We start from the raw sequence: 24,046 nt of genomic DNA, 5'->3' as shown, positions 1-24,046 counted from the left end.
TCCTGCGATGATCAGAAGACAACGGCTGGCGGCGGGCGTCTGTGCTCTGCTCGCCGCCCTGGCGGCCGGGATCGCGTTCCCCGGCGGGGCTGTCGCCGACGAGACACAGGCGACCGCCCCGAAGGTCGAACTCGTGCTGGACGTCAGCGGTTCCATGCGTACGCGGGACATCGACCGCGGCTCCCGGATGGCCGCGGCGAAGCAGGCGTTCGACGAGGTGCTGGACGCGACCCCGCAGGAGGTCCAGCTCGGCATCCGCACGCTGGGCGCCAACTACCGCGGCAACGACCGCAAGGAGGGCTGCAAGGACACCGCGCAGCTCTACCCGGTCGGCCCGCTGAACCGGACCGACGCGAAGACCGCGGTGGCCACGCTGCAGCCGACCGGCTGGACGCCGATCGGGCCCGCGCTGCTGAAGGCCGCGGACGACCTGAACGGCGGCACCGGAACCCACCGCATCGTCCTGATCACCGACGGCGAGGACACCTGCCAGCCGCTCGACCCGTGCGAGGTGGCCCGCGAGATAGCGGCCAAGGGCATCGGGATGACCATCGACACCCTCGGTCTGGTGCCGGACGCCAAGACCCGTGACCAGCTCAGCTGCATCGCGGACGCGACCGGCGGCACGTACACCGACGTGCGGCACAAGGAGGAACTGAGCGGCCGTGTCGGCCAGTTGGTCGACCGGGCCGCCGATCCCGTGGTGACGCCGGTGGCCACCGAGGGCGCCGACCGGTGCACGAACGCGCCCGAGCTGAAGTCCGGGCTGTACACGGACCGCGCCGCGTTCGGGCAGCAGCGCTGGTACAAGGTCTCCGTCAAGGGGGGCCAGGAACTGCGCGCCTCGGTCAGCGTGGCCGACGACCGCGCCGTGAACCCCGGTTACGGGGTGCTGCTGCGGGCGGTGACGGTGCCCGGGCGGGAGATCGTGCGCGGTGAGGCCGCCGGCACCGGCCGTACGGACGTCGTCTCCACAGGGCTGCGCTATCCGAAGCCGGCGAGCGACGACGACAACGCGCCCGCCGAGACCGTGTGTCTCCAGGTCACCCACTCCTTCTCGGCCGCCGCCGGCGTCAAGACGACCCCGGGTCTGCCGATCGAGCTGACGGTCGACGTCGTGGACGGGCCGTCGGGCCATCACGACGTGGCCTCCTTCGGCCTCGGGCGCGGCTGGTGGCTGCTGGGCGCGCTCGTGGTGATCGGGTTCCTGGCCGGTCTGTTGTGGGGCTGGCTGTCGCGCTGGCGGGTCGCGGTCTGGAGGACGAACTGATGCGTATCCCACGTGTGTTGAGTGCCGCGCTGCTGGCGGTGGGGCTGGCCGCGGGGCCGGCCGCCGCCGACTCGTCCCCGAGTCCTTCGGCGAGCGCGTCGTCCGACGGCTCGGCGCCGACCCGGGCGGGCACCTCCTTCCGTACGGCGACGGAGCTCCAGCAGGGCCAGTCGGCCACCGCGTCGGGCTCGACCGGTGACTACCTGTACTGGTCGTTCCCGGCCGACGCCGGCCAGCGGCCCACCGTCAAGGCGACCGTGAAGCTCCCGCAGTCGCACGGGTCGCAGACCTGGCAGCTGGACGTGTACGACGGGCTGCGGCGCCGGCAGGCCTGCCAGTACGGCGCCAACACCCGCACGGCCGCGCAGGACGCCACCTCCGTCGAGCTGGCGTGTGTGCTGCGTACGGTGCGCGGCTGGGCGGAGCCGTGGGCCAACGACCCGCTGCCGGGCACGTATTACCTCCGGCTGACCGTGGTCGACCTCGGCGCCTCCGACCTGGGTCAGCCGGTGAGCGCCGAGGTGCGGGCCGACTCCAAGGACATCGGCGGCGCGGCGGCCGTGGACGGCTCGCTGGGTAAGCCGCTGGTGCCCGGTATCGCCGTCAAGTCCGGGGAGAACAAGGACGGTTCGAAGACGGCGGTGCTGTCCAGCTTCGGTTCGCACGACGGCTGGTCGTCCGGCTGGTGGTCCGACCGGTGGGTGTGGACCGGGATCGGTGCCGTGCTCGCGGCTCTCGCCGGTATCGGGGGCTATGCGCTGACGCGGGGGTCGGGACGGCCGTCCCGGGTGCCGCCGGGCGTCTGAGCAGCCATGACGAAGGCCCGCCCGACGGCGGGCCTTCTCTCTTTCCTCAGCCCTCCCGCAGCGCCTTCGCCAACGCGCTCTCGCCCGTCACCGTCACGCGTCCGGCCCGTACCGCGTCCGCGAGGCCCAGCTCCCCGCGCGCCACGGCCTCACAGGTCCCCGCGTCCATCACCAGGCGCGCGTCGGCCTCCCCGGGCGCGGGACCGTCGCCGTACACCGGCCCCTCCTGCGCACCGACCCGCAGATGGAACTCACCCTCCTCCAGGCGGACTTCGACCAGCCCCTCCCCGTCCAGGGCCCGCAGCAACGGCAGCGCGAACCAGTGGGCGCGCACCGCGTCCGTCGGACGCCGCTCCCCCAGCTCGGCCCCGCCCCAGGTGCCCAGCGCCTGGAGTACCGGCAGCAACTCCCGCCCACGGCCGGTGAGTTCGTAGACGAAGGCCGCGCCGGGCGGGGGCAGTTTCCGGCGGGTCGTGAGGCAGTCGCGCTCCATGTCCTTCAGCCGTGAGGCGAGTACGTCCGTGCTCACGCCGGGCAGGTCCGCGTGCAGGTCCGTATAGCGGCGGGGGCCGGCCAGCAGCTCCCGGACGATCAGCAGGGTCCAGCGGTCGCCGACGAGGTCGAGGGCGCGGGCTGCGGAACAGTACTGGTCGTAGCTTCGGCGAGGTGACATGCGACGCAGTCTAGACAAGATGTTGGACTTTCCAAGCGCCTACTTGGTAAAACCAAGCAACACGAGTTTCCGGAGGGGCGCATGGAGTTCCGGCAGTCGAACAAGCTCAGCGAGGTCTGTTACGAGATCCGCGGCCCGGTGATCGAGCACGCCAACGCGCTGGAGAAGGCGGGCCACAGCGTGCTGCGCCTGAACACCGGCAACCCCGCGGCCTTCGGTTTCGAGGCGCCGGAGGAGATCCTCCAGGACATGATCCGGATGCTGCCGCAGGCGCACGGCTACACGGACTCGCGCGGCATCCTCTCCGCCCGCCGGGCGGTCGCCCAGCGCTACCAGAACCTGGGCCTCGACGTCGGCGTGGACGACGTCTTCCTGGGCAACGGCGTCTCGGAACTGGTCTCCATGGCGGTGACCGCGCTGGTCGAGGACGGCGACGAGATCCTCATCCCCGCCCCGGACTTCCCGCTGTGGACGGCTGTGACCACCCTGGCCGGCGGCAAGGCCGTGCACTACCTGTGCGACGAACAGGCCGACTGGAACCCCGACCTGGCCGACATGGCGTCGAAGATCACGGACCGCACCAAGGCGGTCGTGATCATCAACCCGAACAACCCCACCGGCGCGGTCTACCCCAAGGAGGTCGTCGAGGGCATCCTCGACCTGGCCCGCCGGCACGGGCTGATGGTGTTCGCCGACGAGATCTACGACCAGATCCTGTACGACGACGCCGTGCACCACTCGGCCGCGGCCCTCGCCCCCGACCTGGTCGTCCTCACCTTCTGCGGCCTGTCGAAGACGTACCGGGTGGCGGGCTTCCGCTCCGGCTGGCTGGTCGTGACCGGCCCGCGCCAGCACGCGAAGGACTACCTGGAGGGCCTGACCATGCTGGCCTCCATGCGGCTGTGCGCCAACGCGCCCGCCCAGTACGCCATCCAGGCCGCGCTCGGCGGCCGCCAGTCCATCCGCGAACTGACACTGCCCGGCGGGCGGTTGTACGAGCAGCGGAACGTGGCCTGGGAGAAGCTGAACGAGATCCCCGGCGTCTCCTGCGTCAAACCCAGGGGCGCGCTGTACGCCTTCGCGCGCCTCGACCCCCAGGTCCACAAGATCCACGACGACGAGAAGTTCGTCCTCGACCTGCTGCTGCGCGAGAAGATCCAGGTGGTCCAGGGCACTGGCTTCAACTGGCCCTCCCCCGACCACTTCCGCATCCTCACCCTGCCGTACGCGGAGGACCTGGAGGCGGCGATCGGACGCATCGGGCGGTTCCTCGGCGGGTACCGGCAGTAGCCGCCGGATCCCTCCGGTCGTCATGCCGCGGGGGCGATGTCCGCGCTGTCGGCCCGGCGCAGGTGCCGTTCCAGGGCCGCGACCGTGTACCGGATCTGGTCCGGGGTGTGCTCGCAGGTGAGGAAGAAGCGCAGCCGGGCCAGCTCCTCGGGGACGGCGGGATGCAGGATCGGGTTGACGCTGACGCCTTGTTCGAAGAGGGCGCGGGCCAGCCGCAGCGTCTCCGCCGAGTTCCCCACGACGCACGGCACGATCGGCGTGCCCTCGCTGCTCCCGGTGTCGACGCCCGCCCGGCGGGCCAGGCGCAGGAACAGCGCCGCGTTCTCCCTGAGCCGGGCGAGGCGCTCCGGTTCGGCCCGCATCAGGCGCAGCGCGGCCAGCGAGGCGGCCGCGTTGGCGGGGGTCATGCCCGCGCTGTAGACGAAGCCGGGCGCGGTGTAACGGAGGTAGTCGACCACGGCACGGCTCGTCGCGACGTAACCGCCGCACCCGGCCAGCGACTTGGACAGGGTGCCCATCCACAGGTCGACGTCCGGGCGCGCGACGTCGCAGTGCTCGCCGACACCGCGCCCGGTGGCGCCGATCACGCCGATGCTGTGCGCCTCGTCGACCATCAGCAGCGCGCCGTGTCGGCGCTTGACCTCGACCAGGGCGGGCAGATCGGCGATGTCACCGTCCATGCTGTACACGCCCTCGACCACGACCAGCACCCGTCGGTACTGGTGGCGGACCCGGGTGAGGAGTGCGTCCAGGGCGGCCGCGTCGTTGTGCGGGAAGGGCCGCCGCGTCGCGCCCGAGAGCGTGCAGCCCTGCAGGATGCTGTCGTGGGCGAGCGCGTCGTGGACGATCAGGTCGCCCGGCCCGACGAGGTGCCCGATCACGGTGACGTTGGTGGCGTGGCCGCTGGTCAGGGTGATCGCGTCCGCCGTCCCCAGGGTGCGGGCGAGTTCGCTCTCCAGGTCCAGGTGGAGCGGGCGGGTGCCGGACAGCAGCCGGCTGGCGGAGGCCGAGGTTCCGTACCGGTCCACGGCCTCCTTGACGGCCTCGGTCACCTCGGGATGCGTGGCCAGGCCCAGGTAGTTGTAGCCGGAGAAGGAGACGAGTTCCCGGCCGTCGACGACCGTCCGGTCCGTCATGCCGCCTTCGTGGACCAGGAAGTAGGGGTTGGGCAGCCGGAGTTCACCGAGTACGCCGATCCGCTCCTGGTGTGCGGTGACCTCGGGAAAGCACTCGATGCGCCGCTGTTCCTCCGGGAGCGGGGCGTCGGCCGTCCCGGTGTCCCCCGTGATCATCGCCGTGATGCTTCCGACGGTCGGCCGGGCGCATCGCTCGTCGATCGTCAGCGCGGGCCAGCGGGCCTTGAGCGAGGTGAACAGGTCGGTCAGCATCAGCGAGTCGAAGCCGAGGTCGTCGATCAGGCGCTGGTCGGACCGCAGGTCGTCCACCGGGAAGGCACTGACGCGGGCTATGTGCTCGAGTACGGCGTCCTCGACCCCGGGGGCAGCGGGGACATCGGAGGCATCGGCCGCGGGCCGGGCCGTGGCTGTGGCTGTGGCTGTGGCTGTGGCGGGCAGCGTGTCGCTCAGGTGCCTGAGCAGTGTCACCTGCTGCTGGACGAGGTCGAGCAGTTCGCGCATCGGGGTCTCCGGGGTCGAGTTGCCGGTCGGGGGGTGGGGCTCGTGGGGTGCGTGGGACCTCCGCCCGGGATCGGGACGGGGCACCCAGTAGGACCGCTCCGCCAGCCGGGCCACCGGCAGGTCCAGCAGTCGGCGGTCGTCCTCCCGCACCAGGGCCCGGGGGTCGACCGGTACGCCGAGCACCGCCAGCCGGGCCAGGGCCCGCGGGAAGGCGCACGCGTCGTCCGGCGCCGTACCGGCGACGCCGTGGACGTCGTCGTGGTCGGCGAGGTTGCGGCGCACGGCGGGGAGGAGTGAACCGCCCCCCGTCACCTGGAGGAAGACGCGGGCGCCCGCGTCGTAGGCGCTGCGCACGGCGTCGCCGAAACGGACCGGCGCGGAGGCGTGGCGGGACCACAGCTCGCGCAGCAGTTCCGGCTCGTCGCACACCGTCCCGCTCACGGCCGAGACGAACGGCAGGCGGGGCGTGTTCAGGGGGCGGCGGCCGAGGTCCGTGCGCATGGCGTCGTCGGCCTCGGCCAGTCGCGGCGAGTGGAAGGCGTGGGAGGTGTCGAGGGCGAGGGTCGCGATGCCCGCCTCGGCGCAGACCCGCCGCAGCGCGTCGAGTCCTTCCCCGGTGCCGCTCACCACGATCTGGCGCGCGTGGTTGAAGCACGCGAGCCATACGCCGTCGATGTTCCGCACGAGCCGCCGGCAGGTCGCCTTGTCTGCCTGTACGGCGACCATCCCGCCGCGGGACGCGGCCTCGGCCGCCCGCACCACCGCACCCCGGTGCGCGAGCAGCCGTACGGTCTCCTCGTCGGTGAGGAAGCCGGCCGCCGTGGCCGCGGCGAACTCCCCGAGGCTGTGGCCGAGTACGAGGTCGGGAGCCGCGCCGCACGCGGCCAGCAGCCGGGTGGCGGCGATCTGCACGGTGCCGAGGAGGGGCTGGGCGACCTCGGTGGCGGCGAGCCGCCGCCCCGTCTCCGGGTCGTCCGCGCGGGCGCCGTAGAGCAGTCCGGACACGTCGGTCCCGGCCGCGGCGCCCAGCGCGCCGACGACGTGGCGGAACTCGGGAAACCTCTCGTGGAGGTCCCGCAGCATGCCCGGCCGCTGGCTGCCCTGGCCGGGGAAGACGAAGGCCACACGGCGTTCGGCGGGCGGCAGGGGCGCGTCGGCGGCGAAGGCGCCGTCACCGAGGTCGCCCCGGGCACCGTCGGCCAGTTGCCGGCGGGCCCGGCGCAGCCGCTCCGTGAACGCGGCGGGGTCGGCGGCCACGATCGCGAGCCTGCTGGGCAGCGGTTCGCGCCCGCCCAGGGTGTGGGCCAGCGCCGCCATCGACGCGTCGGGCGTGTGCTCCAGGGTGTCGAGCAGCTCGCCGATGTGCTCCTGGAGCAGTTCCGGGCCGCCCGCCGAGATCAGGGCGAGCTGGGGTTCGGGCGCGGACCGGGTGGCCGCCGGCCGTCGTACGGAGGCCGGGGCGGGCGCCTCGCGCAGGACCACGTGGACGTTCGTACCGCCGAAGCCGAACGAGCTGACGGCGGCGCACCGCGAGGTGTCGCCCTGCGGCCAGGGCCGGACGGTGTCGGCGATGCGCAGGCCGGCGGCGTCGAGCCCGAGACCGGGGTGGGGGGTGATGTCCGGCTGCGGCACGACCGTACGGTGGTGCACGACCAGGGCGGTCTTGATCAGCGCCGCGATGCCCGCCGCGGACAGCGAGTGCCCGATGAGCGCCTTGCCCGAGGACAGGTAGCTCAGGCCGGGGTCCTCGTCCGGGTGCTCGGTCCGCAGCCGGCGCAGCGCCTCCACCTCGACGCGGTCGCCGACCGTGGTGCCGGTGCCGTGGGCCTCGATGAACCCGACGGCGGAGGGCGGCAGGTCCGCGTCGGCGTAGGCGCGGCGCATGGCCCGCAGCTGCCCTTCGGAGGTCGGACACAGGGGGCCGTCGGTGCTGGCGTCGTTGGCCGAGCCGATGCCCTTGATGACGGCGTAGACACGGTCACCGGCGGCGAGCGCGTCCCTCAGGGGCCGTACGACGACCGCGCCGGCGCCCTCGCCCAGGACGAAACCGTCGGCCCGCTCGTCGAACGGGCGGCACACCCCGTCGGCCGACAGCGCGCCGAGGCGGGAGAAGCCGACGAGGCCGTCCGGGGTGAGACTGAGGTAGACACCGCCGACGACGGCCGCGGCGCAGGTGCCCTGGCGCAGGTGGAGCACCGCCTGGTCGAGGGCGATCAGGGAGCCGGAGCAGGCGGCGTCGACGGCGAAGCTCGGGCCGCCCAGGCCGAAGTGCCGGCTCACGGCGGCGGGCGCCATGTTGAGCAGGCTTCCCGGCAGGGTGAAGGCGTCGACGGCGGCGAACTGTTCCGCTGCCCGTTCGCTGACCAGCAGCCCCGCGTCGGCGAGGCCGCGTGCCCTCAGGCTCGCCGCCGTCAGTTCCCGGTAGTCGGACGCCGACAGGCCGAAGAAGACGCCGGTGTTCTCCCGGTCGAGGCCGCCCCGGCCGAGCCCCGCGTCGTCGAGGGCCTCGCGGGTGACGTCGAGCATCAGGCGGTGCTGGGGGTCCATGGCCCGCACCCGGCGGGGCGGCAGACCGTAGTGCGGGGCGGCGAAGCGGTCCACCGCGTCGAGGAAGGCGACCTGGTCGGTGTAGGCGGTGTCGGGGGCGGACCGGTCGGCCGGGTCGTGGAAGGCGGTGTGGTTCCAGCGCTCCTTCGGGACGGGGGCGAACCGCCGCTGTGCGCCGCGGAGGAGCCGCCAGTACGCGTGGGTGTCGCGGGCGCCGGGGAAGCGGCAGCCGAGGCCGACGATGGCGATGTCGTTCATGGGGAGACCTGGTTCTTGAGTGGGGGCGGGGGCGGGGGTGGGGAGAGGGGGGTGCCGGTGTCATGTCTGCGGGGGCGCGGGGCCGGCGGAGGTCGTCCCTGGGGCGGCCCGGGGGGAGTCCGCCCGGCGAACGGCCACGGCGCCCACCAGTTCAGTCGGCCGGCGAGCCGCATCAGCGCCGGTACGAGGACTCCGCGCACGAGGGTCGCGTCGAGCAGGACGCCGAGGCCCGCCCCGATCCCGAAGAACTGCAGGAGGGCCACCTGGGAGGTGCCGAAGGCGAGGAGCGTGAAGGCGAGCAGGGCGCCGGCGGTCGTGACGATGCCGCCGGTGCGGGCGACGCCGTGCACGATCGCGTCGGCGGTGTCGTGACCGGCGTCGTGCGCCTCCTTGATGCGGGCCAGGACGAAGACCTCGTAGTCGACCGAGAGCCCGAAGACGACGCAGAACAGCAGCACCGGCATGGTCGTGCTGAGCGGCCCGGGCGTGAAGCCGAGCAGGGTGCTCAGGTGTCCGGCCTGGAAGATCCACACCAGGGCGCCGAGGACCGCCGCGAGGCTCAGGCAGGTCAGCGCGATCGCCTTCAGCGGCAGGACGAGGCTGCGGGAGAAGAGGAACAGCAGCGCGAACGTACCGGCGGCGATCACGGCGGCGGCGACCGGCAGCCGCCGGGCGACGGTGTCCTTGGCGTCGACGAGTGCCGCGCTCGGACCGCCGACGTGGATCTCGGTGTCCGGGGGTGTCGGTGTCCCGCGGACGGCGCGGACCAGGCGCTGGGCGGCGGCCGAGTGCGGGTCGGCCGACGGCACCACCGAGAACAGCGCGGGAGCGCCGGGTCCGGAGGGCAGCAGGCGGGTCGCGGCGGAGCCCGGCGGGGCCACCCGCTCGCCGTCCCGCCACACTCCGGACGGTCCGACGACCTCGGCCACGTGGGGCAGGACGGACAGCCCGGGTGCGTAGTCGCGCGCGTCCCGGGGCGTGTGGCTCGTGAAGAACACCGTGAGGGCGCCGGCGCTCCCGGGGCCGAAGTCGCCGCGCAGCAGGTCGCCGGCCTGACGGCTGGACGTGGTCCGGGGCAGCGCCCGGTCGTCGGGGGTCGCGAACCCGGCGTGGGTGAAGGGTGCCGCGAACACCGCCAGCAGGCCCAGCACCGGCAGTGCGGCGAGCACCGGGCGGCGTACGACGACCCGGGCCAGCCGCTCCCAGAACCGGGACGCGGAGCCTGCCCGGGTCCCGCGGCGAAAGGGCACGGGCCACAGGTTCACGTGCCGGCCGAGCAGTGCCAGCAGCGCCGGCAGCACGGTGACGGCCGCGACCGCGGCGACGGCCACCACGGCGATGCCGGCGTAGGCGAAGGAGCGCAGGAAGTACGGCGGGAAGAGCAGCAGGGCCGCGAGCGCGGCGCAGACCGTGGCGGCGCTGAAGAAGATGGTGTGGCCCGCGGCGCAGGCCGTCCGCCGGGCGGCCTCGCGGGGCTCGTGTCCGGCGGTGAGTTCCTCCCGGAACCGGGAGACGATCAGCAGCCCGTAGTCGATGCCCAGGCCGAGGCCGAGCGCGGTGGTGAGGTTCAGCGCGAACACCGACACGTCGGTGACGCCACCGAGGAGCCTCAGGGCCAGCAGGGTCCCGCCGATCGCCAGGACGCCGATGAGCAGGGGCAGGGCTGCGGCCAGCACGCTGCCGAACACCAGGACCAGCAGCAGGAGGGTGCCGGGCAGGACCACGGCCTCGGCCCGCTTCAGGTCGGCGGTGGCCAGGCGCTGCATCTCGGCGTCGGCCAGGGCCGGGCCGCCCACGCGCACGTCGAGGGCCGGTCCGCCGGACAGCGCCGCGCGCACCCGCTCGGCGCGGGGGCCGAGCTGTTCTGCCGTGCCGTCGATGTGCGCGAGCAGCAGCGCCGAACGGCCGTCGCGGCCGCGCAGCCCGGCCGCCCCGCCGCTCCAGTAGGAGGACACGTCGCTCACGTACGGCTGGGCGGCCAGCCGCCGGGTCAGTGCGCGGCCGGCGGTGCGCGCGGCGGAATCGTCGACGCCGCCGGACCGGACCCGCGCGACGACGACCAGGTTCGCGGCCGTACCCCGGTACGGGGCGGTCACGCGGGCCGCGTAGCTGGAGTCGGAGGCGGGATCGTCGTACCCCTGCGTCTTCAGCCGGGCCGTCGCCGACGCGCCGGCGACCAGCGACACGACGAGGAAGCCGAGCGCGGCGAGCAGCACGCATCGGGGGCGACGGGTGGCGAGGGCGCCCAGCCAGCGGTGCATCCCGCCTCCTTTCCGGTTCGCGTCCGCTCCGGCGGGTCGTACGGGCGGTCGACTCCACCGTCCCCACGAGCGCGGCGGCGCCCCAGCCCCGACAGTTCGTTACTTGACGGAAGGCGGGCCGTGCGTTAAACGCGCCGCCGTCTCCGCGGCGGAACCCGCTTGCGGCGGGTTCGCCAACATGTGCGAAGATCGCGTGTCCCGTCGTCTCCGGCGGCGGGCCGACCGGGGGGTCTTCGGTACGTGGTGTCGCCGCGCGACGCTCGACCGGCACGCGCGTCGCCGTTCCCTCTGGTCCGGTTTCCAGCACACCAGGGGGAGCACCGTTGTCGTACAGAAGACCGTCCTCGTCACGCATGCGCCGGGTGACCGTCGCGGTGGTGTGCGGCGCCGCCCTCGGGGGCGGGGTTCCGGCCGCGCAGGCCGGGACGGCCGCGTCGCCGACGCCCTCCGCCGGGCAGGAGGCGCGGCAGGCCGCGCGGTTCTGGACCGCGCAGCGCATGGCCGACGCCGAGCCGCTGGACGGGGGCCGGACGACACCGGGCGGGCCCGGGACGGCGGTCGCGGCGACGGGACAGCCGCAGGGCACCCTGTTCCCGGGGACCCGGCTGATAGGGACGTTCTTCGGGTCGGACGGGCCGGGCGGCACCACCTGGCACTGCACCGGCAGCGTGATCGACACCACCGCCCGGAACGTCGTCCTCACCGCCGCCCACTGCGCGCTGAGCATGCAGGGCGACTACATCTTCGTCCCGAAGTTCGTGAAGGGCGCGAGCCCGGACCAGCAGCCGTACGGGATCTTCCACATCCAGCGGCTGTTCACCGACCCCCGGTACGTGCCCGACAAGGGGTCGAGCACCACCAAGGCGGCCGCGTCCGACCTGGACACCGCGTTCGCCCGGGTCTCGGCCAACCAGCGCGGCCAGAGCCTGCAGGACGCCGTCGGCGGCGGGCTGACCTTCACCCGGCCGTCCGGCTACACGAACAAGAACGTGACCGTCGTCGGCTACCCCTCCTACGGGCACAACGGCGCCGGAAGTGCCGTCAAGTGCACCGTGCCGACCACCCAGTTGCCCGGCTACCGGCAGATGTCCATGACCTGCGGCGGCTACTACGGCGGGGTCTCCGGCAGCCCGTGGATCACGGACTACCAGGACGACGCCCGCACCGGCCACGTCATAGGCAACCTCGGCGGCTACAACGGCGGCGGCAACGACGCGAACGTCGACTACATCAGCTACGCCCCGGCGTTCGGCAACGACGCCGCCAACCTCCTGGCCGACGCGGTCGCGAACCAGGACCCGCCCGCCGGTCTGCCGCCCTACAAGGGACTGGACGCGCTGCCGGGCGGCGCCACCCGCTGGCGCCAGGCCGCGTTGCTGGCCTCCGGCGACTACACCGGCGACCACCAGGACGATCTGCTGACCGTCTGGTCCGACGGCGGGATCACCCTGTATCCCGGGGACGGCAAGGGCTGGTTCGGGTCCGAGAAGCGGCTGGCGAAGGCCAACTCCACCTGGACCCACGCCCGCACCCTCACCGGCGGGGACTTCACCGGCGACGGCCGCAGCGATCTCCTGGTGCGCTGGTCCGACGGCGAGGCCACGCTGTACCCGGCCATCGGCGCCGGCGGCGTGGGCCGGGAGGTCCGCATGGCCGCCCCCGGCTCCGCCTGGAAGAACGCCGTACAGATCACCTCCGGACAGTTCGACGGCAAGGGCGCCGGCGACCTGCTGGTGCGCTGGTCCGACGGCCGGCTGACCCTGCACACCGGGGTCGGCTCCGGCACCTTCGGCCCCACCAGGCAGCTCCTCGCGGCCAACGGCACGTGGACCAAGGCCGCCCCGCTGACCGGCGGAAACTTCGGGGCCACCCCGGGTTTCCTGACCCGTTGGGCGGACGGCTCGCTCGACTCCTACACCGGCACCTCGGCCGCCGGGCTCGGCACCCGCTCCCGGGTACTCGGTCCGAACGGCACCTGGACCCACGCCCAGGTCATGACCTCCGGCAACTTCACCGCCGACCACAAGGCCAACGACCTCGTGGTGCGCTGGTCCGACGGCGAGACCACGCTGTACGCCGACACCGGCGCCAAGACCCTCGGCACCGAGAACACGCTGGTCCACCCCGGCAGTTGACGTACCGAGAAGGAGGAGGGGGAACGATGCGCGCGACGACCACCCGGCTGACCAGCGGCGGACTCGCCGTCCTCACCGCGGGCCTCACCCTGACGGCCTGCGGTACGACCACCGGCAGCACCGCTTCGGAGCCGGCCGTACCGTCGTGCCGTACCGCCTCGCTGACGTGGACACTGACCCTGCTCGGCCGGGACGGTGGCGGCCCGGCCCGCGCCCGGCTGAAAGCCGTCAACAAGGGCCCGGGCCCGTGTGTGTTCGACGGTTTCCCGGGACTGGAGATCCACAACGGCAAGGCGGACAGCATCGAGGGCTCCGGGCACGGCCGGCCCGCCGCCGTCTCCCTGCCCGGGAACGGGAAGGCGGCGGTCACCGTGGACCTCCGCTACACACCCGCCGGTACGAGCGGCGCCGGCGACTGGTGCGTACGGCAGAACGAGGCGGTGGTCCGCGCACCGCACGACACGAACCCCGCCGTCGTCCCCGTCACCGACGGCCACGGCCGGACCACCGTGATCGACGCCTGCGGCCAGACCCTCTCCCTGGCGGCACCACACCGGTCCTGACCAACGGCCGTCTGGCGCAGTCCGTTCTGCGGGCCGCGGCCCGGATGTGTCACGGTGCTGGGAGACGAACGGGAAGGGCGCGCGCGTGGGTGACCTCTTTCTCGTCCGGCACGGTGAGACCGAGTGGTCGCGCTCCGGACGGCACACCGGCTGGACCGACGTACCCCTGACCGAACACGGCCGGGAGGAAGCACGCCGGCTGGTCCCGCTGCTCCGCTCCCACCGGATCGGGACGGCGTTCGTCAGCCCCCGGCAGCGGGCCCGGGAGACCGCCGCGCTCATCGGGATCCCCGACGCCCGGGTCGACGCCGACCTGAGCGAATGGGACTACGGCGGCTACGAGGGCGTGACCACCGTGGAGATCCAGCGCACCCGGCCCGACTGGTTCCTGTTCACCGACGGGGTCGCGCCGGGCCCGCCGGACCACCCGGGCGAGACCCCGGAACAGGTCGGCGAGCGCGCCGACCGGATGCTCGCCAAGGCCGACGCCGCCCTCCGCGACACCGAGGGCGGCGTCGTCCTCATCGCCCACGGCCACTTCCTCCGCGTCCTCACCGCCCGCCACCTGGGCCTCCCGCCCCAGCAGGGGGCACTGTTCCAACTGGCGACGGGCGCGCTCTGCCGCCTCGGCACGGAGCACGGGCGGCCGGTGGTGGCGGGGTGGAACATCCGGGGGCGGGAGTAGGGGGAACAGACCGGGACCTGTTGTCGGACCCGCGCCGTACTCTGCGAAAGGACGGAAGGAGTACGGCTGTGAGCCGAGCGCCGAGTGCCGCGCAGCGGCGGGTGATCGAGGGGGCCGATCCGGTCACCGGGCGGTTGCGCGGCACGGAGGCGCAGCTCGCGGGGCTGGTGAAGCAGGGGCTGGCCTTTCGGCATCCCCGGCCGCCGCACGATCACTTTCTGACGCCGGCGGGGCACCGGATACGGGAGGCGGTGCCCGAGGCGGCGCCGGAGCCGGTGCCCGACGCGGGAGTGTTCGCGGCGCGGGTCGGCGGTGCGCAGGAGCCGGTCGAGACCGGGCCGGGGCGGGCGCGCGAGGTGCACAGTGCCTGGCAGGGGCTGCTGGAGCTGCGCCGGATGACCAATCCCGACGGTGCCGCGGACCGGCCGTGCGGCTGGGAACGGGCGCATCTGGTGCGGGCCGCGGCGCTCGCGCTGGAGGCGGCGGGGCACCGTCCGGCGGGCGGGGACGCGGACGGTTACCGGGTGCGGGCGACCCCGCAGCCGGAGGCGGTGGCCGTGTACGCGCCGGACGCCGGGACGCTGGCCGCCTGCTCGGCCACGCTGGAGCGGGCGGGCTGGCAGGCGGGTGAGTACACCGAGCCGCGGACGAGAGCGCGGTATCTGCTGGCCTCGCCGCGCCGGGTGTGAGCGGCGTGCCAGGATCGGAGGGTCAGTGCGTCGTACACGAGAAGTCGTACACGAGAAGTCGTATACGAGAAGGGGAAACCGTGAGCGAGCCGTTTTCCGTGCGCGTGACCGTCCGCGGCTACGAGACCGATGTGCAGGGCCATCTCAACCAGGCGGTGTACCTCAACTACGCGGAGCACGCCCGCTGGACGCTGCTGAAGGCGGCCGGGATCAGCCAGGCCGGGCTGGTGGGCAAGGGGGTGGGGCCGGTCACGCTGGAGACGACGATCCGCTACCGGCGCGAGCTGCTGGCCGGTGACGAGGTCGATGTGACCTGCGCGTTCGAGTGGGGCGCGGGCAAGACCTTCACGATCCGGCAGGAGATACGCAGGGCGGACGGCACGGTGGCGGCCGAGATCTCCGCGGTCGCCGGCCTGCTGGACCTCAAGGACCGCAGGCTGGTCGCCGACCCACGCACCGTGTTCAAGGAACTGGGCGCCGCCCCGAACCTGTTCGGCCTGTAGGCTCGGCGCCCGGGCCACGCCGACCGCCCGTACAGCCGGCGGTCCGGCCGTACAGGCGGTCGGCATGTGCGGCGCCTCAGTCCTGCCTCAGCTCTTGGTGTTCCACTTGTCGAGGGCGGCGTAGGAGGGCTGCCAGGCATTGTGGTAGGCGGCGCGTACGGGCTCGGGCAGGATGGCGAGCATGGTGGTGATGGTCTGTTCGTCGGCGCCGTCCAGGACCCAGGGGGTCAGGACGGGGCCGTCGGGACCGGTCTTGGCGCCGTGGACCTGGCCGTAGTGCTGCCACTGCTCGAGCGACAGGGTGGCCTCGATCAGGGGCAGTGCCTCGTCCTCCTCGTGCTTGAGGTGTCCGGTCAGGTTGGTGGCCAGGGCGTCGACGGCGGCCGCGAGGCGTTCGGGTCCGCCCTCCGGGTCGGCCAGCGCGGCGTCGATGGTGACGATGAGCGGGTCGATGGCGCCGTGTTCGGCGTCCATCGCGTCCAGCAGGGCCAGGTCGTCGGGGCGCCCGGCCACGATCTCGCGCACCACCGGCCACAGCGCCTCGTCCTCGGCGGTGTGGTGGATGTGCAGGGCCTTTTTGAAGATGTCCCAGCCGACGGCGCCGGTGAGGAACCGCCGGGGGTCGTCGTCGACGCGCGCGGTGATCCTGGCCATCTGTTCCAGCTCGCGCCGCAGGGCGTTGTGCATCGCGTACATCAACGACATGTCGAGCTTGCCGCTCATGATCTCTCCTGATCTGTCCCGTGCCCGCCGGGTCGGACCGACCCGCGGCTTCACCCCTATGACCGGCCGGAGCACAGGAATGTGACGGCCTGACCGACACCGTAACCGGCTGGTGCCGCCGACGGCACCGGCCGCCAAGTCGGCGCCAACTCGTGGAAGTGCCAGGCCAGTTCAGGAGATCGAAGGTGGGCCTGGACCGTCGCTGAGCGTCCTGGAGTTCCACCGGATCTCAGGCGGGGCACGCCTACGCGTCGAGCAACTCCGGCTGGTGTTCGGCGTCGTAGGCCGCCCGGGCTCCCGCGATGTACTCGCGGTTGTGCTCGGCCCAGTCGGTCAGCCGTAGCAGGGTGTCGTTCAACTCGTGGGCGACGGGTGTGAGTTCGTACTCCACCTTCGGCGGCACCGTCGCATGCACGGTGCGGGTGACGAGGCCGTCCCGTTCCAGGTTGCGCAGGGTGAGGGTGAGCATCCGGCGGCTGATGCCCTCGATGCCGCGCTCCAGTTCGGTGAACCGGATGGGTCCGTGCGCGGCGGCGACGAGGATCTGCACGCTCCATTTGCCGGCCACCCTGTCAAGAACTTCCCGGATGGGGCAGGCGTGTGCGTTCACTGCCTGGACGGTAACACCGGTGTTCCTCTGGGACATCCGACTGCCTCCTTACGCCGGCCTCCATGGTCACCCACGATGAACCCCGTTACAAGTCGTGCACCAAGGTGTGTGGGAGGAACGGGGAGTCATGTCGGCCACCATCGAGAACAGCATGTCACCGGCGGCGGTGACAGCGTCACGCAGGTACTCGCGCTGGGCGTCTCTCGCCGTGCTGTGCGCGGGCACCCTGATGACCGTGCTGGACGGCAACATCGTCACGGTGGCGATGCCCGCCATCCAGCGCGACCTCGGCTTCAGCGGGCCGGGGCTGGCCTGGGTCGTCAACGCCTATCTGATCGCCTTCGGCGGGCTGCTGCTGCTGGTGGGGCGGCTCGGTGATCTGGTCGGCCGCAAGCGCATGTTCACGGCCGGGCTGGCCGTGTTCACCGCGGCCTCGGTGCTCGCCGGGACCGCCACCGGCCAGGGGCTGCTGATCGCGGCGCGGGCGCTCCAGGGTGCGGGCAGCGCGATGGCCTCCGCGGTGGTCCTCGGCATGCTGGTCGCCCTCTTCCCCGAGCCGCGTGAACAGGCCCGCGCCATCGCGGCGTTCAGCGCGGTCGGCGCGGCGGGCGGGGCGCTCGGCACCTTCCTCGGCGGCGCGCTGACGCAGGCGCGGAACTGGCACTGGATCTTCCTGATCAACCTGCCGATCGGCGTGGCCGCCTGGCTCGCCGCGCTACGGGTCCTCGCCCCGGAGCGCGGCGCCGGGCTCGGCAAGGGTGCCGACTACCCGGGAGCCGCGCTGGTCACGAGCGCGCTCATGCTCACGGTGTACGTCATCGTCGGCGCCGGCGGCCGCTCCCTGACCGCCACCCTGCTGCTCACGGCCCTCGCCCTCGCCCTGTTCGCGGCGTTCACGCTGCGCCAGGCCCGGACCGCCCGCCCGCTGCTGCGGCTGCGCCTGTTCCGCTCCCGGCTGCTGAGCGGCGCCAACGCGGTGCAGGTGCTGATGATCGCGACGATGTACGGCTTCCAGTTCATCGGCGCGCTGTATCTGCAAAGGGTGCTCGGCTACGGCGAGTTGGCGACCGGCACCGCGTTCCTGCCGGCGCCGGTCGCGATCGGGCTGCTGATGCTGGGCCTGTCCGCGCGCACGGTCGCCCGGTACGGCGGCTACCGGGTGCTGCTGGCCGGTCTGGTGCTGATCGCCGCCGGGATGGCGCTGCTGAGCCGGGCGCCGGTGCACGCGTCCTACGCCGTCGACGTGCTGCCGCCGCTGCTGCTGCTCTCGGCCGGGTTCGCGGCGGCGATGCCCGCGCTGACCGGGCTCGCGATGTCCGGGGCGCGGGAGGAGGACGCGGGGCTGGCGTCGGGGCTGTTCAACACCACGCAGGTGGTGGGCGGTTCACTGGGCCTGGCGGTGCTGAGCACGCTGGCCGCGAGCCGCACCGGCGGCCTGCTCGACCGGGGCGCGGAGCTGATCCCGGCCACGGCGGAGGGCTACCGGCTGGCCTTCCGGGTGGCGACGGGGATCGCGGTGGCGGCCCTGGTGCTGGCCGGGGTGGTGCTGCGGCCCCGGCGCCGGTAGGCGGCCTCCGGTTCCCCGCCGTCCTCTCCGTCCTGTTCAGGCCGCGTCGAAGGCCTCCTTGTGGTCCTCGGCCCACTCCCGGAAGGTCCGGGCCGGCCGGCCCAGCACCTCGGGCACGTCCTCGGTGACCGTCGCGTTGCGGCCGTCGCGGAGATAGGCGACACCGGTCAGGACGTCCTCCACCCCGGTCTCGTCGATGCCGTAGGCGGTGCGGAGGAAGTCGCGGGTCTCCTGCGGCGTCAGGTTCCGGACGGTGAGCGGGCGGCCGAGCACCTCGGCGAGGACGGCGACCTGGTCCGGGGCGCTGATCGCCGCCGGTCCGGTCAGGGTGTACGTCCGGCCCGCGTGCCCGGCGTCGAGCAGGGCCCGTACGGCCACCTCGGCGATGTCGCGCGGGTCGATGACGCCGGAGGCGCCGTCGGCGGTCATGTTCGGCACGGGCTCGCCCCGGCGGACCGCCGCCGCCCAGGCCAGCGTGTTCGAGGCGAACGACGACGGCCGCAGGACCGTCCACTCGGCACCGCTTCCCCGGACCACCCGCTCCCCTTCCCCGTGCCAGGCGACGGTCGGCCCCGTGGCGGGATCGTCGGTGCCGATGGCGGAGAGCTTCACCAGCCGCCGCACCCCCGCCGCCCGGGCCGCCGCGACCAGGGCCGTGTCGTGGGCGGCGCCGGGACCGGGCGGACACACCAGGTACGCGGCCGTCACCCCGGCCATCGCCGCCGCCAGGGAGTCCGGGTCGGCGTAGTCCCCGCGGACCGTCTCCACCCCGGCGGGCGGCTGGGCCCTTCCCGGGTCGCGGGTCAGCGCGCGCACCTTCTCGCCGCGCGCCGTGAGCTGTCGTACGACTTCACTGCCGGTGGTGCCCGTGGCACCCGTCACCAGAATCATGCGGTCCACGATGGGCCGGGAGCGATGCCGGACTCTTGGAAATTCCGGCACGGTTCACCGGCCCGGAAGCGGTCGGGCGCGCTTACCGTGGAGTGATGCCGAACGCCGTCGCCGAGCAGGCCCTGACCACACCCGAGGTGCTGCGCCCCTGGATCGCCGGGGTGCGCACGCTGTCCGTGTCCCTCGCCGAGCCCGCCGAGCAGCCCTTCATCCGGCTGCCCGCCGCGGTCACCAAGGTGATCCTGCGGGTGGGGGCGGACGGGCGGCGCGATGTGCTCGTCTCCGGGCCGCGGGTGCGGGCCTCGTACCACGAGGGCAAGGCCCACGTCCGCTGCGTCGAACTGCGCCTCGCACCCGGCACGGCCCGGCCGCTGCTGGGGGTACCGGCGGCCGAACTGGTCGGCAGGGTCGTGCGGTTGGCGGATCTGCCGGGCGAGACACCCCGTCGGCTGGCGGCCGGGCTGCGCCGGCTGGACCCGCGGGAGGCGGTGCCGTACCTCGCCGATACGCTCCCGGAGCTGCTGTCGGCCGCCGTGGACCCGGCCCGTACGGCGCTGCTGCGGGCGGGGGTCGACGCGCTGTCGGTCCGCCCGGACCGGGGACCGGCGCAGGTGCGGGACGTGGCCCGGGAACTGGCGGTCAGCGAGCGGCAGTTGCGCAATCTGTTCGCCGAGGGCGTCGGGGTCTCCCCCAAGCACTACGCCCGTATCGACCGCGTCCGCACGCTCGTCACCCGGGCCGGAAACGCCCCCTGGTCCCAACTGGCCGCCACCACCGGCTACTTCGACCAGTCACACATGACGTCCGACTTCCGCGCCCTGATGGGGGTCCCGCCCCGCTCGTACTTCGTCGGCCGGCTGCCCGCGCTGACGCCCTGTCAGGGCATGCCGCGTTTCTGAGCGGTTCGGCTCACGGGGTGTCCCGGCGGAGCGGCACGGGTACCTGGTTGAAGCCGTAGTACAGGGCGAGCAGGCCGTGGGCGGCGAGGGTGAGGGGCGCGGAGACGAAGGCGAGGGCCACGGTCAAGGGATAGCCGAGGGAGCCGAGGGCGAACCGGATCCGGGTGGCGCGGGCCGCCGCCGTGTCCACCCGGGCGTCGAAGAGGTGGCCGGTGCGGGTGAGATGCCACCACAGGGCCTGGAAGGTGAGGGCCATCGCGACCATCACCAGGCTGTAGACGGCGGCCGCGGCGTGCGAGGCGGTGTCCTCGCGCAGATACTCGGCGAGCATGGCGGTCGGCCACGGTACGGCGGCCACGACCATCAGGACCAGCAGGTTCAGGAACATCAGCGTCCGGTCGACCCGGGCGACGTAGCTGAACAGCTGGTGGTGGTTGACCCACATGATGCCGATGACCAGAAAGCTCACCACATAGGCGGCGTAGGAGGGCCACTGCGCGCCGATCGCGTGCCACAGACCGCCGTTCTCACCCTCCTTCGGCACCTTGATGTCCAGGATGAGCAGGGTGATGGCGATGGCGAACACGCCGTCGCTGAAGGCCTCGACCCGGCCGGACTCGTTCATGGGCCCAGCCTGCCGTACCCGGCCGTGCGGGGCACGGCATCTGCCGTGCCCCGCACCGGTGTTCAGTGGGTGGGTGTGAGTTCCTGGCCCGACTCCATGGGATGGGTGACGTCCTCGGCGTCGGGGTTCGTGCCGAGGTGGTTGAAGACGAGGTTGAGCAGGACGGCGGTGAGGCAGCCGGTGGAGATGCCCGAGTCCAGGACGATCCTCGCGGTCTCGGGGAAGGCGTGGTAGAAGCCCGGCGTGGTGATCGGGATGATGCCGACGGCGAGGGAGACCGCGACGATCAGGACGTTGTTGTCCTTCTCCAGGCCGGCCCGGACCAGGGTCTGGATGCCGCTCGCGGCGACCGAGCCGAACAGTACGACGCCGGCGCCGCCGAGGACCGGCCGGGGGACGACCGCGATGAGCGAGGCGGCCATCGGGCACAGGCCCATCAGGACCAGGAAACCGCCGCCGACCGCGACGACGAAGCGGCTGCGGATCCGCGTCATGGCGACGAGGCCGATGTTCTGGGCGAAGGCGCTGCACATGAAGCCGTTGAAGAGCGGGCTGAGCGCGGAGCCGAGGGTGTCGGCGCGCAGACCGGCCGCGATGGTCTTCTCGTCCGAGGGGCGTTCGACGATCTCGCCGAGGGCGAGCATGTCGGCCGTGGACTCGGTCATGGAGACGACCATGACCACGCACATCGACAGGATCGCCGCGATGTGGAAGGTCGGGGCGCCGAAGTGGAACGGCGTCGGGAAACCGACGACGTCGGCGTGGGCGACGGGGCTGAAGTCCGTGGCGCCGAAGGGTATCGCGATGAGTGTGCCGAGGATCAGGCCGAGCAGGACCGCGATCTGCTTGACGAAGCCGCGGGTGAAGCGGCGCAGCAGCAGGACGATCACGAGGGTGATGCCGGCCAGGGTGAGGTTGGTCGTCGAGCCGTAGTCGTGCGCGGCGGGGTTCGGTCCCTGGGCCCAGCCGAAGGCGACCGGGAGCAGAGAGACGCCGATCAGGGTGATGACCGAGCCGGTGACGACGGGCGGGAAGAAGCGGACGGCCTTGCTGAAGAAGGGCGCCGCGAGGAAGCCGAGGAGACCGGCGACGATCACCGCGCCGAAGATCATCGGCAGGGCGTCGGACTTGTCCTTGGCCGAGGCGACGATGGCCGTCATGGGCGCGACGCCGGCGAAGGTGACGCCGTTGACGAACGGCAGCCGGGCGCCGATCTTCCAGAAGCCGAGGGTCTGCAGGAAGGTGGCGAGCCCGGCGGTGAACAGACAGGCTCCGGTGAGAAAGGTGAGGTCGGTGCCGGAGAGGCCTGTGGCCGCGCCGACGATCAGGGGTGGGGCGACGACTCCCGCGTACATGGCGGCCACGTGCTGCAGGCCGCTGGTCGCCATTTTGAGGGCGGGGAGTTTCTCGTCAACAGGATGGGCGGCCACGGCGGCTCCTCCGGTCGGGTAACACGTCTTCGTCAACGCGGGTTTCATGGAGGTGGTGCGTCTGGTCGTGCGGGACCGGTGACGGAGGGCGCTCAAGTGGCGAGCGGTGGGGGGTGACCGTTCCGGGGCGGGTGCGGACGCACCCGCCCCGGAACGGCAGCCGCGGACCCCGCTCGGGTCCACGGTTCCCGGCCGGGAGCCGTCCCTCCCGGCCGGAGTCTTTCCGGCGGGCCGTCCGGTGAGGCGACGGCCGAGCCTTTCCGGCGGACCGGCCGTGGGGCCGGCCGCCGGGCATTCCGGCGGATCAGCCCTGCGGAGACCCACCGAGCTGTCCGGCGGGCCACCCGCAGGTACGGGGAGACCGCCCGGAATCCTCCGGTGCTCCGTCCGCTGCACCCGCTTCGTCCACGCGGGCGAGGGCCGAGCCTGCCGGCGGCCACCGGGCAGGCGGCCGCCGGGCTTTCCGGCGCCCGGCCCCGCGGGGCTTGCGCCGGGTGACCCGGTGAGCCGGCCGTACGAGCGGCCCGTCGCCGGGTTTCCGGTGCGTCGGCCCTGTACCGGGCCGGCGCACCGAAGTGTGGGGTGGATCAGGCCTGGGCGGCAATCCGGGCGAGGCGCTGGGCCTCCTCGCGGGTGGAGCGGGCGATGGCGTCCTCGTCGACCGTCAGCAGGCGGCCGTTGTCGACGATCTGCTCGCCGTTGACGAAGGACGCGGTGACCGGGGCCGCCGCGCCGAAGACCAGCGCGGTCACCGGGTCGGCGATGGAGGCGTGGGCGAGGGTGTCCATCTTCCACAGCACGACGTCGGCCAGCTTCCCGGGCTCCAGCGAGCCGATCTGGCCGGCTCGGCCGAGGACCTGGGCGCCGCCGTAGGTGCCGAGCCGCAGCGCCTGGCGGGCGTTGAGGGCGGCCTCGCGGTGGGCGCCGAGGCGGTTGATCAGCAGGGCGTTGCGCAGTTCGGTGTGGAGTTCGCCGGACTCGTTGGACGCCGTACCGTCGACGCCGAGGCCGACCGGGACGCCGGCCGCCAGCATGTCCGGGACCCGTGCGATCCCCGCCGCGAGGCGGGCGTTGGACGACGGACAGTGCGCGACGCCGGTCCTGGTGCGGGCGAACGCGGCGATGTCGGAGTCGTTCATGTGGACGCAGTGCGCCATCCACACGTCCTCGCCGAGCCAGCCGGTGGACTCGAAGTAGTCGGTCGGGCCCATGCCGAACAGCTCGTGGCAGAACTTCTCCTCCTCCACGGTCTCCGAGCCGTGGGTGTGCAGCCGTACCCCCAGTCGGCGCGCCAACTCGGCACCCTCACGCAGGAGTTCGGTGGACACGGAGAACGGCGAGCAGGGCGCCACGGCCACCTGGGTCATGGCGTCGAAGGAGGCGTCGTGGTGCTGCTTGACGGTCTCCTCCGTGGCCGCGAGGGCACCTTCCAGCGTCTCGACGGCGAAGTCCGGCGGCAGGCCGCCGTCCTTCTCGCTGCGGTCCATCGAGCCGCGGGCGAGGGTGAAGCGTACACCCATCTCGGCAGCGGCCCGGATGATCGACCCGGACAGGTCGCCGGAGCCCTGCGGGTAGACGTAGTGGTGGTCCATGGCGGTGGTGACACCGCCGCGGGCCATCGTGGCGAGGGAGCCCTGCGCGGCCGCGTACGTCATCCGCTCGTCGATGCGCGCCCAGGTGGGGTAGAGCGCGACGAGCCAGTTGAACAGGTTGTGGTCGGTGGCCAGGCCCCGGGTGATCCACTGGTAGAAGTGGTGGTGGGTGTTGACCAGGCCGGGCGTGGCCAGGTGGCCGCTCGCGTCGATCCGGCGCACCACGTTCTCGAGGCCTGCGGGGGCCTGGCCGGCGCCGACCGACTCGATGCGGTTGCCGGCGAGGACCAGGTACCCGGAGGCGTACTCGGTGTCGCCCGCGTCCACGGTCGCGATCGCGCAGTTCTCGATGACGATGCGCTGGTCTGCCGATGGTGCCATGGTGCTTCCTT

The 24,046-nt window shown here is 73.1% G+C and carries 19 protein-coding genes; 10 read left to right on the top strand and 9 right to left on the bottom strand.

The window, feature by feature from the left end:
- Positions 1-7: 7 nt before the first annotated feature.
- On the top strand, positions 8-1,270 hold the full coding sequence (locus ACH47Z_RS20330) for a VWA domain-containing protein (protein ID WP_399075467.1): 1,263 nt from the start codon (positions 8-10) through the stop codon (positions 1,268-1,270).
- Positions 1,270-2,076 (top strand): hypothetical protein, encoded by an 807-nt coding sequence (locus tag ACH47Z_RS20325; protein WP_399075464.1) that lies wholly within the window; start codon positions 1,270-1,272, stop codon positions 2,074-2,076. The genes ACH47Z_RS20330 and ACH47Z_RS20325 overlap by 1 nt, the downstream gene beginning before the upstream one ends.
- Before the next feature lie 46 nt (positions 2,077-2,122).
- Here ACH47Z_RS20325 and ACH47Z_RS20320 read toward each other — a convergent pair whose 3' ends face one another.
- Complete coding sequence (locus tag ACH47Z_RS20320) at positions 2,123-2,749, bottom strand: winged helix-turn-helix transcriptional regulator (protein ID WP_399075462.1); 627 nt, start codon at positions 2,747-2,749, stop codon at positions 2,123-2,125.
- Positions 2,750-2,830: 81 nt separating this feature from the next.
- On the opposite strand from ACH47Z_RS20320, the gene ACH47Z_RS20315 reads away from it, so the two are divergent.
- On the top strand, positions 2,831-4,039 hold the full coding sequence (locus ACH47Z_RS20315; protein ID WP_399075460.1) for a pyridoxal phosphate-dependent aminotransferase: 1,209 nt from the start codon (positions 2,831-2,833) through the stop codon (positions 4,037-4,039).
- Positions 4,040-4,059: 20 nt separating this feature from the next.
- Here ACH47Z_RS20315 and ACH47Z_RS20310 read toward each other — a convergent pair whose 3' ends face one another.
- Complete coding sequence (locus ACH47Z_RS20310) at positions 4,060-8,481, bottom strand: type I polyketide synthase (protein WP_399075458.1); 4,422 nt, start codon at positions 8,479-8,481, stop codon at positions 4,060-4,062.
- The gene (locus ACH47Z_RS20305) at positions 8,478-10,742 is read right to left on the bottom strand and encodes an MMPL family transporter (protein WP_399075456.1); all 2,265 of its coding nucleotides are present in this window, start codon (positions 10,740-10,742) and stop codon (positions 8,478-8,480) included. The genes ACH47Z_RS20310 and ACH47Z_RS20305 overlap by 4 nt, the downstream gene beginning before the upstream one ends.
- A 353-nt stretch (positions 10,743-11,095) precedes the next feature.
- Between ACH47Z_RS20305 and ACH47Z_RS20300 the strand changes: the two genes are divergently transcribed.
- The 5 genes from ACH47Z_RS20300 (at position 11,096) to ACH47Z_RS20280 (ending at position 15,317) form a co-directional block, all read left to right on the top strand.
- Positions 11,096-12,877, top strand: coding sequence for an FG-GAP-like repeat-containing protein (locus ACH47Z_RS20300; RefSeq protein WP_399075454.1), 1,782 nt, complete (start codon positions 11,096-11,098; stop codon positions 12,875-12,877).
- Positions 12,878-12,903: 26 nt separating this feature from the next.
- A complete protein-coding gene (locus ACH47Z_RS20295) occupies positions 12,904-13,440 on the top strand; it encodes a DUF4232 domain-containing protein (RefSeq protein ID WP_399075452.1) in 537 nt (178 codons plus the stop codon).
- A gap of 85 nt (positions 13,441-13,525) precedes the next feature.
- Positions 13,526-14,125: a histidine phosphatase family protein gene (locus ACH47Z_RS20290; protein ID WP_399075451.1), complete on the top strand. Its 600-nt coding sequence runs from the start codon at positions 13,526-13,528 to the stop codon at positions 14,123-14,125.
- 68 nt (positions 14,126-14,193) lie between these two features.
- Positions 14,194-14,814 (top strand): hypothetical protein, encoded by a 621-nt coding sequence (locus tag ACH47Z_RS20285; RefSeq protein ID WP_399075449.1) that lies wholly within the window; start codon positions 14,194-14,196, stop codon positions 14,812-14,814.
- 80 nt (positions 14,815-14,894) lie between these two features.
- The gene (locus ACH47Z_RS20280; RefSeq protein ID WP_399075447.1) at positions 14,895-15,317 is read left to right on the top strand and encodes an acyl-CoA thioesterase; all 423 of its coding nucleotides are present in this window, start codon (positions 14,895-14,897) and stop codon (positions 15,315-15,317) included.
- Positions 15,318-15,404: 87 nt separating this feature from the next.
- Here the strand turns inward: ACH47Z_RS20280 and ACH47Z_RS20275 are convergent, their stop codons facing one another.
- Entirely contained in the window at positions 15,405-16,040 is a 636-nt protein-coding gene (locus tag ACH47Z_RS20275; protein ID WP_399075445.1) for a hemerythrin domain-containing protein, read from the bottom strand.
- A 244-nt stretch (positions 16,041-16,284) separates the two neighbouring features.
- The gene (locus tag ACH47Z_RS20270; RefSeq protein WP_399075442.1) at positions 16,285-16,686 is read right to left on the bottom strand and encodes a winged helix-turn-helix transcriptional regulator; all 402 of its coding nucleotides are present in this window, start codon (positions 16,684-16,686) and stop codon (positions 16,285-16,287) included.
- 91 nt (positions 16,687-16,777) lie between these two features.
- Between ACH47Z_RS20270 and ACH47Z_RS20265 the strand changes: the two genes are divergently transcribed.
- Positions 16,778-18,217 (top strand): MFS transporter, encoded by a 1,440-nt coding sequence (locus ACH47Z_RS20265; RefSeq protein WP_399075440.1) that lies wholly within the window; start codon positions 16,778-16,780, stop codon positions 18,215-18,217.
- Between the two features lie 36 nt (positions 18,218-18,253).
- Here the strand turns inward: ACH47Z_RS20265 and ACH47Z_RS20260 are convergent, their stop codons facing one another.
- Positions 18,254-19,108, bottom strand: coding sequence for an NAD(P)H-binding protein (locus ACH47Z_RS20260; RefSeq protein WP_399075438.1), 855 nt, complete (start codon positions 19,106-19,108; stop codon positions 18,254-18,256).
- A gap of 95 nt (positions 19,109-19,203) precedes the next feature.
- Between ACH47Z_RS20260 and ACH47Z_RS20255 the strand changes: the two genes are divergently transcribed.
- Positions 19,204-20,007: a helix-turn-helix domain-containing protein gene (locus ACH47Z_RS20255; protein WP_399075437.1), complete on the top strand. Its 804-nt coding sequence runs from the start codon at positions 19,204-19,206 to the stop codon at positions 20,005-20,007.
- A 10-nt stretch (positions 20,008-20,017) separates the two neighbouring features.
- Here the strand turns inward: ACH47Z_RS20255 and ACH47Z_RS20250 are convergent, their stop codons facing one another.
- The 3 genes from ACH47Z_RS20250 to ACH47Z_RS20240 form a co-directional block, all read right to left on the bottom strand.
- The gene (locus ACH47Z_RS20250; protein WP_399075435.1) at positions 20,018-20,632 is read right to left on the bottom strand and encodes a TMEM175 family protein; all 615 of its coding nucleotides are present in this window, start codon (positions 20,630-20,632) and stop codon (positions 20,018-20,020) included.
- A 62-nt stretch (positions 20,633-20,694) separates the two neighbouring features.
- Positions 20,695-22,062, bottom strand: coding sequence for a nucleobase:cation symporter-2 family protein (locus ACH47Z_RS20245; RefSeq protein ID WP_399075433.1), 1,368 nt, complete (start codon positions 22,060-22,062; stop codon positions 20,695-20,697).
- 587 nt (positions 22,063-22,649) lie between these two features.
- Positions 22,650-24,035, bottom strand: coding sequence for an 8-oxoguanine deaminase (locus ACH47Z_RS20240; protein WP_399075431.1), 1,386 nt, complete (start codon positions 24,033-24,035; stop codon positions 22,650-22,652).
- Positions 24,036-24,046 lie beyond the last annotated feature (11 nt).

The organism is Streptomyces sp. NPDC020192 (assembly GCF_044388685.1).
Classification (GTDB): Bacteria; Actinomycetota; Actinomycetes; order Streptomycetales; family Streptomycetaceae; genus Streptomyces.
This window is presented reverse-complemented; position numbering and strand designations above follow the sequence as displayed.